Annotated in this window: 20 protein-coding genes; all 20 read left to right on the top strand. The window is 28.5% G+C overall.

The genetic code is table 11. The features are described 5' to 3' along the window. The first annotated feature begins 2 nt into the window (after positions 1 to 2). The 20 genes from rplD (at position 3) to secY (ending at position 9644) form a co-directional block, all read left to right on the top strand. Positions 3 to 608, top strand: a complete 606-nt coding sequence (rplD, locus tag EAO23_RS01745; RefSeq protein WP_158349208.1) for a 50S ribosomal protein L4 — start codon at positions 3 to 5, stop codon at positions 606 to 608. Then, positions 605 to 910, top strand: coding sequence for a 50S ribosomal protein L23 (gene rplW, locus EAO23_RS01740; protein WP_158349207.1), 306 nt, complete (start codon positions 605 to 607; stop codon positions 908 to 910). The genes rplD and rplW overlap by 4 nt, the downstream gene beginning before the upstream one ends. 25 nt (positions 911 to 935) lie before the next feature. Then, entirely contained in the window at positions 936 to 1757 is an 822-nt protein-coding gene (rplB, locus tag EAO23_RS01735; RefSeq protein WP_158349206.1) for a 50S ribosomal protein L2, read from the top strand. Positions 1758 to 1781: 24 nt separating this feature from the next. Then, positions 1782 to 2066 carry a 30S ribosomal protein S19 gene (gene rpsS / locus EAO23_RS01730; RefSeq protein WP_158349205.1) on the top strand — a complete coding sequence of 95 codons (285 nt, stop codon included), beginning with the start codon at positions 1782 to 1784 and terminating at the stop codon, positions 2064 to 2066. A gap of 19 nt (positions 2067 to 2085) precedes the next feature. Continuing rightward, entirely contained in the window at positions 2086 to 2457 is a 372-nt protein-coding gene (rplV, locus tag EAO23_RS01725; RefSeq protein ID WP_158349204.1) for a 50S ribosomal protein L22, read from the top strand. Next, positions 2435 to 3139 carry a 30S ribosomal protein S3 gene (rpsC, locus tag EAO23_RS01720; protein WP_158349203.1) on the top strand — a complete coding sequence of 235 codons (705 nt, stop codon included), beginning with the start codon at positions 2435 to 2437 and terminating at the stop codon, positions 3137 to 3139. Before rplV ends, rpsC begins: the two co-directional genes overlap by 23 nt. Before the next feature lie 19 nt (positions 3140 to 3158). Then, entirely contained in the window at positions 3159 to 3569 is a 411-nt protein-coding gene (gene rplP, locus EAO23_RS01715) for a 50S ribosomal protein L16 (protein ID WP_158349202.1), read from the top strand. A gap of 2 nt (positions 3570 to 3571) precedes the next feature. Then, on the top strand, positions 3572 to 3769 hold the full coding sequence (gene rpmC, locus EAO23_RS01710) for a 50S ribosomal protein L29 (RefSeq protein ID WP_158349201.1): 198 nt from the start codon (positions 3572 to 3574) through the stop codon (positions 3767 to 3769). Then, entirely contained in the window at positions 3766 to 4023 is a 258-nt protein-coding gene (gene rpsQ, locus EAO23_RS01705) for a 30S ribosomal protein S17 (RefSeq protein WP_158349200.1), read from the top strand. The genes rpmC and rpsQ overlap by 4 nt, the downstream gene beginning before the upstream one ends. 137 nt (positions 4024 to 4160) lie before the next feature. Next, a complete protein-coding gene (rplN, locus tag EAO23_RS01700) occupies positions 4161 to 4532 on the top strand; it encodes a 50S ribosomal protein L14 (protein WP_158349199.1) in 372 nt (123 codons plus the stop codon). Between the two features lie 18 nt (positions 4533 to 4550). Continuing rightward, entirely contained in the window at positions 4551 to 4868 is a 318-nt protein-coding gene (gene rplX, locus EAO23_RS01695; RefSeq protein WP_158349198.1) for a 50S ribosomal protein L24, read from the top strand. Positions 4869 to 4883: 15 nt separating this feature from the next. Further along, entirely contained in the window at positions 4884 to 5423 is a 540-nt protein-coding gene (rplE, locus tag EAO23_RS01690; protein ID WP_158349197.1) for a 50S ribosomal protein L5, read from the top strand. A 19-nt stretch (positions 5424 to 5442) separates the two neighbouring features. Continuing rightward, positions 5443 to 5748: a 30S ribosomal protein S14 gene (gene rpsN, locus EAO23_RS01685; protein ID WP_158349196.1), complete on the top strand. Its 306-nt coding sequence runs from the start codon at positions 5443 to 5445 to the stop codon at positions 5746 to 5748. Positions 5749 to 5802: 54 nt separating this feature from the next. Continuing rightward, positions 5803 to 6195 (top strand): 30S ribosomal protein S8, encoded by a 393-nt coding sequence (gene rpsH, locus EAO23_RS01680; protein ID WP_158349195.1) that lies wholly within the window; start codon positions 5803 to 5805, stop codon positions 6193 to 6195. A gap of 36 nt (positions 6196 to 6231) precedes the next feature. Continuing rightward, a complete protein-coding gene (rplF, locus tag EAO23_RS01675) occupies positions 6232 to 6771 on the top strand; it encodes a 50S ribosomal protein L6 (protein WP_158349194.1) in 540 nt (179 codons plus the stop codon). Between the two features lies 1 nt (position 6772). Continuing rightward, positions 6773 to 7141: a 50S ribosomal protein L18 gene (rplR, locus tag EAO23_RS01670; protein ID WP_172575456.1), complete on the top strand. Its 369-nt coding sequence runs from the start codon at positions 6773 to 6775 to the stop codon at positions 7139 to 7141. Between the two features lie 15 nt (positions 7142 to 7156). After that, the gene (rpsE, locus tag EAO23_RS01665; protein WP_158349192.1) at positions 7157 to 7651 is read left to right on the top strand and encodes a 30S ribosomal protein S5; all 495 of its coding nucleotides are present in this window, start codon (positions 7157 to 7159) and stop codon (positions 7649 to 7651) included. A gap of 26 nt (positions 7652 to 7677) precedes the next feature. Next, positions 7678 to 7860, top strand: a complete 183-nt coding sequence (gene rpmD, locus EAO23_RS01660) for a 50S ribosomal protein L30 (protein WP_158349191.1) — start codon at positions 7678 to 7680, stop codon at positions 7858 to 7860. 2 nt (positions 7861 to 7862) lie between these two features. Beyond that, positions 7863 to 8300: a 50S ribosomal protein L15 gene (rplO, locus tag EAO23_RS01655; RefSeq protein ID WP_158349190.1), complete on the top strand. Its 438-nt coding sequence runs from the start codon at positions 7863 to 7865 to the stop codon at positions 8298 to 8300. Positions 8301 to 8348: 48 nt separating this feature from the next. Then, on the top strand, positions 8349 to 9644 hold the full coding sequence (gene secY, locus EAO23_RS01650) for a preprotein translocase subunit SecY (RefSeq protein WP_158349189.1): 1296 nt from the start codon (positions 8349 to 8351) through the stop codon (positions 9642 to 9644). Positions 9645 to 9650: the final 6 nt, after the last annotated feature.

Genomic DNA, 9650 nt, shown 5'->3' with positions numbered 1-9650 from the left:
AAATGGAATTAACGTTACAGGATTCAGAAAAAACATATTTTTCTTCTAAATCATTATTTAGTTCAGATTTTAATGAAGCTCTAGTACATCAGGCGGTAGTTTCTTATTTAGCTCGTAAAAGACAAGGCAGTAAAGCTCAAAAAAGTAGATCTGAAGTATCTGGTTCTGGAAAAAAACCATGGAGACAAAAAGGGACAGGTAGAGCTCGTGCTGGTTCTTTACGAAGTCCTATTTGGAGATCTGGAGGAGTTACTTTTGCAGCTAAGCCGAAAAATTATTGTCCTAAAATTAATAAAAAAATGTATCGAGGAGCAATGCGAAGTATTTTTTCTGAATTAATGCGACAAAATCGTTTATTTTTTTTTAAAGATTTTTCAATTTCTAAGCCAAAAACAAAAATATTATTAGAAAAGTTAAATTTAATAAATTTAAAAAATGTTTTAATTGTTGTTGATGTTATACATGATTATTTATTCTATGCCTCAAGAAATCTGTATAAGATTAGTGTTTTAAGTGTTGATTCTATTAATCCGGTTAGTTTAATATCATATAATCATATTTTAATTACTATCCCGGCAATCAAGAAAATTGAGGTGATGTTTCAATGATTCTGAAAGAGAGATTATTAAAAATACTATTATCGCCATATGTTTCTGAAAAAACATCAAGTCATATGAAAAAAAATAATACTGTTGTAGTAAAAGTATTAAAAGATGCTAAAAAGAGTGAAATTAAATTAGCTATTGAAAAAATTTTTCAAGTTCAAGTGTATAAAATTAATACTTTGATAGTAAAAGGTAAAAAAAAACGTCAAAAAAACAAAATATTCCAGCGTAGTGATTGGAAAAAAGCATATGTTATTTTACAGTCTGATCAAAATCTAGAGTTTTTAGGTTCTTCGGATAGATAATAAAAAAGAATAATAAGGAGTTGATGTGGCAATTATACGGTGTAAACCAACATCTCCGGGTAGACGTCATGTAATAAAAGTTGTTCATCCGCATTTATATAAAGGCCGACCTTATATGCCATTATTACAAAAAAAAGTAAAAACTGGAGGGCGTAATAATTTTGGTCGAATTACAACTCGTCATATAGGTGGAGGGCATAAAAGATTATATCGTTGTATTGATTTTAAGAGACAGAAAGATGATATTAAAGCAGTCGTTAAACGAATTGAATATGATCCTAATCGTTCATCAAATATTGTATTAATATTATATCGTGATGGAAGTAGAAGTTATATATTAGAGCCTAAGGGAATTCAAATTGGTGATATTATAGAATCAGGAAATATTGTTCCAATTAAATTAGGTAATTCTTTATTATTAAAAAATATTCCTATTGGAACTATAATTCATAATATTGAAATGAGACCAGGAAAAGGTGGTCAAATTTCAAGATCAGCTGGAAATTATGCTCAATTGATTTCTAAAGAAAAGAATTATGTAATTGTACGATTACGTTCGGGAGAGTTAAGAAAAATTCATATACAGTGTCGAGCAACAATAGGAGAAGTTGGGAATTCAGAACATATGTTACGAGTTTTAGGTAAAGCAGGTGCTAAACGAAGATGTGGTATTAAACCTACTGTTAGAGGAACTGCGATGAATCCTGTAGATCATCCTCACGGTGGTGGTGAAGGTAGAAATTTTGGTAAACATCCAGTTAGTCCTTGGGGTTTAAAAACAAAAGGTAAGAAAACTAGAAAAAATAAAAGAACTGAAAGGTTTATCATACGTCATAGAAACAAATAATTATTTATATAGGATAAGAAGTATATGCCGCGCTCTATTAAAAAAGGTCCTTTTATTGATGTTCATTTATTAAATAAGGTTAAAATAGTTGTAAAAGAAGAAAAAAAAAAACCTATTCGTACTTGGTCTAGACGTTCTACTATTTTTCCTAATATGATTGGTTTAACGATATTGGTTCATAATGGTCGTCAACATATTCCGGTATTTATTATGGAAGAAATGGTTGGTCATAAGTTAGGAGAATTTGCTGTGACTCGAACTTATCGAGGACATACTGCAGATAAAAAGATTAAAAAACCAGTTAAGTAAAATTATAAGGACATATAACATGGATATATTAGCTAAGTATAATCAAATTCGTTCTTCAGCTCAAAAAATACGTATAGTAGTCAATCTTATTCGAGGAAAAAAAGTATTATCAGCATTTCAAATACTAGCTAGTCTTAATAAGAAGTCTGCTATTTTAGTTAAAAAGTTATTGAAATCTGCATTATCAAATGCAGAGCATAATTATGGTTGTGATGTACAAAGTTTGATTATTTCAAAAATCTTTGTGAATAGTGGAAGTAGTATGAAACGTATGATGCCTCGAGCAAAAGGTAGAGCAGATCGTATTTTAAAACGTACAAGTCATATTACTGTTATTTTATCTGAACTTATTTATAAGGAGGGTCGAAATGGGTCAAAAAGTACATCCTAATGGAATGCGCTTAGGAATTATTAAGTCATGGAATTCTATTTGGTTTGCTAGTAAAAAAGAATTTTCTAACTATATCGATAGTGATTTTAAAGTACGTCGATTTATAATGAAAAAATTAGTAAAAGCATCGATATCTAGGGTAGTTATTGAGAGATTATCTAAAAGCGTTAGAATAACAATACATACTGCCAGGCCTGGTATTGTCATTGGTAAAAAGGGAGAAGATGTTGATAAGTTGCGTATAGAAATTTCTAATTTAATGGGGGTTTCGGCCCAAATAAACATTTCTGAAATTCGTAAGCCAGAATTAGATGCTAAATTAGTGGCTGATAATATAGCTTCTCAGTTAGAAAGAAGAATTATGTTTCGAAGAGCAATGAAGCGTTCTGTTCAAAATGCTATGCGTCAGGGGGCAAAAGGTATTAAGGTAGAAGTTAGTGGTCGTTTAGGGGGAGTAGAAATTGCTAGAAGAGAGTGGTATAGAGAAGGAAGAGTTCCTTTGCATACTTTAAGAGCAGATATTGAATATAATACGGCGGAAGCTCATACTACATATGGTATTATTGGTATTAAGGTATGGATTTTTAAGGGTGAAGTTTTAGGGGGGATGGTTTTATCTCATAGCAGTGAGAAAAAAGTTTTTGGTTTAGTGAAAAAGAATTCTCGAAAATATAGAAGATAAATAATGGAGATTTAAATATATGTTGCAACCAAAACGAACAAAATTTCGTAAAATGCATAAAGGAAAGAATCGAGGTTTATCACTAGATAATAAAGTTAGTTTTGGTGCATATGGTTTAAAAGCTATTGGCCGTGGTCGATTAACTTCTAGACAAATTGAATCTGCGCGTAGAACTATTACTAGATCAGTAAAAAGACAAGGGAGAATGTGGATTCGTATTTTCCCAGATAAACCAATTACGCAAAAACCTTTAGAAGTGCGAATGGGAAAGGGTAAAGGTAATGTAGAATATTGGGTTGCTTTAGTTCAACCAGGAAAAATATTATATGAAATTGAAGGTATATCTGAAGAAGAGTGTCGATCTGCCTTTAAATTAGCTTCTTCGAAATTGCCTATTAAAACTACTTTTGTATTTCGAAGGATGATGTAATTATGCGAATCATACGAAAAAAAAGTATTAATAAAGAAAATTTAAAAAATCAATTAATAAATTTATTAAAAGAACAGTTTAATATTCGACTTCAGTTAGCGTCTGGAAAATTGAAGAAGACTCATTTAATACGACAGGTAAGAAAAAAAATTGCTTGTATTAAAACTTTGTTAATAGATCGGATAAGTAATGAATTATGAATGAAAAAAAAAATATTTTACACGGTTATGTTAAGAGCAATAAAATGAATAAATCTATTATTGTTATTGTTAATCGTAGAGTTAAACATCCTATTTATGGAAAATTTATAAAAAAAAGAACAAAATTCTGTGTTCATGATGAAAATAATATTAGTAATGTTGGTGATTTAGTAGAAATTTGCGAATCTAAGCCGATTTCTAAAACTAAATCGTGGACCTTATTAAGTATTTTAGAAAAATCTGTAATTAAATAATTTATACCTTGATAGGTAGGAGGCATGATAATTAAATAGTGATTTTTTTCATGTCTTCTATTAGATGTTTTAATAATTAAAGATTTTTTATATGCTTAATAGTCTTAATAATACATATTAAATAAAAGGTTTTTTATATGATTCAAGTTCAGAGTGTTTTACAAGTTGCTGATAATTCAGGAGCTCGGATTGTTATGTGTATTAAAGTTTTAGGAGGTTCTCGTAAGCGATATGCTAGAATTGGTGATATCATTAAAGTAGCTGTTAAAGAAGCTGCCCCTCGGGGTAAAGTAAAAAAAGGTGATGTTTTAAGGGCTGTAATTGTTCGTACTAAAAAAGGTATTCGAAGAATAGATGGTTCGATGATTTGTTTTGATAATAATTCATGTGTTATTTTAAATGATACTACTGATCAACCTATTGGTACACGTATTTTTGGTCCTGTTACTAGAGAATTACGAACAGATTCTTTTATGAAAATTATATCTTTAGCTCCTGAAGTTTTATAAAATAAGAAAGGAAAAAATATGGCTTATAAAATACATGCAAATGATCTAGTTATAGTTTTGACTGGAAAAGATAAAGGTAAAACTGGTGTAGTAAGAAAAATATATCGAAATAAAAATACTGCCATAGTTTCAGGTATAAATATAGTGAAAAAACATCAAAAATCCATCCCTGATAGAAATCAAATGGGAGGAATTATTGAAAAAGAATTACCTATTCAACTATCTAATTTATCTATCTTTAATAAATTAACGAATAAAGCGGACAAAATAGAGTTTTTTTTAGATTCTGGAAAAAAAATACGTCGTTTTAAATCTAATAAAGAATTATTAAAGTAACTATAGGAAAATTTTATGTCTAGGTTATATCGTTATTATATTAATCAGGTTATCCCGCGTTTAATTAATCAATTTAATTATTCTACTATTATGGCTGTCCCTAAACTTGATAAAATTACTTTAAATATGGGTGTAGGGAAATCTATAACTGATAAAAAAGTATTAAGTTATGCTATGAATGATTTAACTCAGATTTCTGGTCAAAAACCAGTTATTACAGTTGCTAAAAAATCTATTGCTAATTTTAAAATTCGTAAAGGTTATCCAATAGGATGTAAAGTAACATTAAGAGGAAAAAGAAAATGGGATTTTTTTGATAAACTGATTACTATTGCCATTCCTCGGATACGTGATTTTAGAGGTATGTCAAATAAGTCTTTTGATGGTAGAGGTAATTATAGTTTAGGGATTCGTGAACAGATTATTTTTCCTGAAATTAATTATGAAGCTATTGATTCTATTAGAGGCATGAATATCACTATTACTACTACAGCTAATTCTGATAAAGAAAGTCGATATCTTTTAACTGAGTTTAATTTCCCTTTTCAAAAATAAAATTATTAAGGTCAATAGTATGGCTAAACAATCCATGAAGGCTCGAGAAATTAAAAGAATAAAATTAGCATTGAAATATTATTCAATAAGATTGAAATTAAAAAAAATTATAAATTCTCCATCTTCTTCTGATAAAGATCGTTGGGAAGCAATGTTAAAACTTCAAACTTTTCCTCGAGATTCTAGTCCTTCTAGACAACGAAATCGTTGCCGACAAACGGGGCGTCCTCATGCTTTTTTACGTAAATTTGGATTGAGTCGAATCAAGTTAAGAGAAGCTGCAATGAGAGGTGAAATTCCAGGTTTAACTAAAGCTAGTTGGTAATTATTTAAAATTTTTATATTACATTTTTAATTTGATTAAAGAGGTTATGTGTTTATGAGTATGCAAGATCCAATAGCAGATATGTTGACTTGTATTCGTAATGGTCAGCGTGCAAATAAAATCTATATTATTGTTCCATTCTCTAAAATAAAAGAAAATATTATTAGAGTATTAAAATATGAGGGATATGTTTATAATTATCAGATTAAAAAAAATGATAATTGGACATTAAAAGTTTTTTTAAAATATTTTAATGGACAAGCTGTTATTGAGAATATTTCTAGAGCAAGTCGTCCTAGTTTACGAAAATATTGTAAAAAAAATACTATACCGGTTGTTATGAATTATTTAGGTATTGCAGTTATATCTACTTCTAGAGGTGTTATGACAGATCGTATTGCTAGAGAAAAAGGTTTAGGCGGGGAAGTTATATGTTATGTCAATTAATAGTTATAATCTATTAAAATAGATAAGGAATGAAAAATGTCTCGTGTTGCTAAGTCAACTATAATTATCCCAAAAAATGTAAAATTTTTTTATAATGATTTAAAGGTTGTTATCGAAGGCCCGTTAGGTAAGTTAAAACGTATAGTTCATAAATGTGTTAAAATTAAACAAAGAAAACATTCTTTATTTTTTTCACATGATCACTGTTCGCAAACATATGGGTGGATGCAAGCAGGTACTTGTCGCTCTTTAGTATATACAATGATTATTGGGGTAACATCAGGTTTTCAAAAACAATTGAATTTAGTAGGTATTGGTTATCGTGCTTCATTAGAAAAGAATAATTTCCTAAAATTATATTTAGGTTTTTCTCATCCTATCTCTTATCAACTTCCAAAAACGGTACAAGTTACTATAGAGTCACAGGTTGAAATTACTTTAAAGGGTATTGATAAACAATTAGTAGGTCAAGTTGCTGCTAATTTACGTTCTTATCGTATCCCTGAGCCATATAAAGGAAAGGGTATTCGTTATTTAAATGAATCAGTTCGTATTAAAGAGGCGAAGAAGAAGTAGCATGAAAGGAAAAATAAATAAAAGATCTATTCGTATTAGGCGTTATACCAAAATACGTAAAAAAATACATAGTACTTGCAATTTTCGTTTAGTTGTGCACCGTTCATCAAAACATATATATGCTCAAATTATTTCTTATAAAACAGCCATGGTTTTAGTGTGCGCTTCTACTTTAGAATTTAAAAGGTTAGATATTAAAAATTTATATACAGGAAATAAAGAATCGGCAAAATTTGTGGGTACCTGGATTGCAGAAAGAGCTTTAAAATATGGAATTAAAAAAGTTTCTTTTGATCGATCTGGATTTAAGTATCATGGTAGATTAAAAGAATTAGCTGAATCAGCTCGTAAGTCAGGATTAATATTTTAAAAATAAGGATAAAGTATGAATTTTGAAAAAAAATTATCTACAGATTTACTAGAAAAATTAATTTCTGTAAATCGAGTATCAAAAACTGTAAAAGGAGGAAGAATTTTTTCCTTTACTGCCTTGACTGTAGTTGGTAATGGTAATGGAAAAGTAGGATTTGGTTATGGAAAAGCTCGTGAAGTCCCTGCGGCTATTCAAAAAGCAATGGAAAAGGCAAGAAAGAGTATGATTGTAATTCCTTTATTTCAGCAAACTATACAGCACTCTGTTAAAGGTTCGCATACTGGATCAAATATATTTATGAAGCCTGCATCTGATGGTACAGGTATTATTGCTGGTGGAGCTATGAGGTCAATTTTAGAAGTTGTAGGTATTAAAAATATTTTAGCTAAAATATATGGATCAACAAACCCAATAAATGTTGTTCGGGCGACTTTAAATGGTTTAAAAAAAATTCGATCACCTGAAATGATTTCTAAAAAACGTGGTAAATCCATAATTAAATTCTAAATTATAGGAGTGTACTTTATATACTTATGAAAAAAATTATTATCAAACAAATAAAAAGCCAAATTGGTCGTTTACCAAGTCATATTTCAACAATGAAGGGATTAGGTTTACGTTATATTGGTGATATTGTAGAAAGAGATGATACTCCAGCTATTCAGGGTATGATAAAAAAAGTTTTTTATATGATTTCAATTGAGAAAAGGAATTAATTATGTATTTAAATTCATTATCTAATTCAGTATATTTACGAAAAAAAAGAAAACGTGTATGTCGTGGTATTGGTTCTGGATTAGGAAAAACAGGAGGTCGAGGACATAAAGGACAAAAATCTAGAACTGGAAAAAAAATTCGTATTGGTTTTGAGGGAGGACAAACCCCGTTATATCGTAGAATTCCAAAGTTTGGTTTTGTTTCTAAAAAAAAAATATTAGTGGACGAGATACGGTTATTTGAATTAAATAATTTACTTGATGTAAATAATATTAATTTGTCAGTTTTAAAGAAGAAAAATTTGGTTAAAAAGAATATTAAATATGTTAAGATTATAAAAATAGGGTCTATTAATAGACCTTTAGTGATTTCTGGGTTATTAGTAACTAAAGGTGCTCGTGTGTGTATTGAATTAGCTGGAGGAATTGTTAATCCTTAAAAGATAATTTTATATAACTAAATAATTTATTTTAATAGAAAGTATATTATGTCTACATTATATAATTTACAAAAAAGAATTTTATTTGTTTTAATATCTATAATAATATTTCGAATAGGCTCTTTTATTCCAATTCCTGGTATTAATATTAAAGTTTTAGAACAATTTTTTTTAAGTAAAAGTGCTTCTTTATTATCTATGTTTAATATTTTTTCTGGAGGATCTTTAAATCGAGCATCAATTTTTACATTAGGCGTTATGCCGTATATTTCTGCTTCTATTATTATGCAATTGTTAACTTTAATTTTTTCACACTTAAGTCATTTAAAAAATGATGGAGCGGCCGGTAAAAAAAGATTAAATCAATATACTAAGTATATGACGTTATTTTTATCTTTTATTCAATCTACAAGCGTTATCGTTGGCCTACCTTTTCTTCCAGGTATGGAAAATATTATTGTTAGTACTAATTTTAGTTTTTATGCTGTTTCAGTGATTAGTTTGGTTGCTGGTACTATTTTTTTAATGTGGTTAGGAGAGTTTATTACAGAGAAAGGTTTAGGTAATGGTATTTCATTAATTATTTTTTCTGGAATCATTTCTCATCTTCCATCATCTTTTATTCAAACATTATCTTTAATGAAGAGTAGAAATTTTCATTTTTTACATATTTTATTGATTTTTTTAGTTATGTTTTTTGTAATTTTTATGGTAGTTTTTATAGAAAGTAGTCAGCGTAGAATTGTAGTATGTTATGCTCGCCGTCAGCACGGTCGACGAATGCATTCTTCTTACAATAGTTATTTACCTTTAAAATTAAATATGGCTGGAGTAACACCTGTAATTTTTTCATCTAGTTTAATTTTATTTCCTTCGATTATTATGACATATTGTCATCATTTTTTTAATGATTGGATTTATTTAGAAAAAATTTTTAATTTTTTTGAATGTAATTATGGTATTTACTTATTAATTAATGCATTACTAATTATATTTTTTTGTTTTTTTTATACTAATGTAATGTTTAATGTTTCTGATACTGCCATAAACTTAAAAAAATCAGGTGCTTTTCTTCCTGGTATCCGACCTGGTATACGTACAGCTGAATATATTCAAGCAATTGTTTTTAAATTAACGATAGTAGGGTCAATATATACTGTTTTAATATGTTTAGTACCAGACCTTATGCATTTTTTATTAGAAGCTCCATTTTATTTTGGAGGAACGTCTTTATTGATTGTAGTAGTAGTTTTAATGGAATTTATTACCCATGTTCAAACTTTAATGATGTCAACTCAATATAGACAGGTATTAAAAAAATCTAATTTATATTTAAAAAATTAATAAAAT

The sequence above is a fragment of the Buchnera aphidicola (Cinara strobi) genome (genome assembly GCF_900560745.1).
In the GTDB taxonomy this organism is placed as follows: Bacteria; Pseudomonadota; Gammaproteobacteria; order Enterobacterales; family Enterobacteriaceae; genus Buchnera_F; species Buchnera_F aphidicola_AJ.
This window is presented reverse-complemented; position numbering and strand designations above follow the sequence as displayed.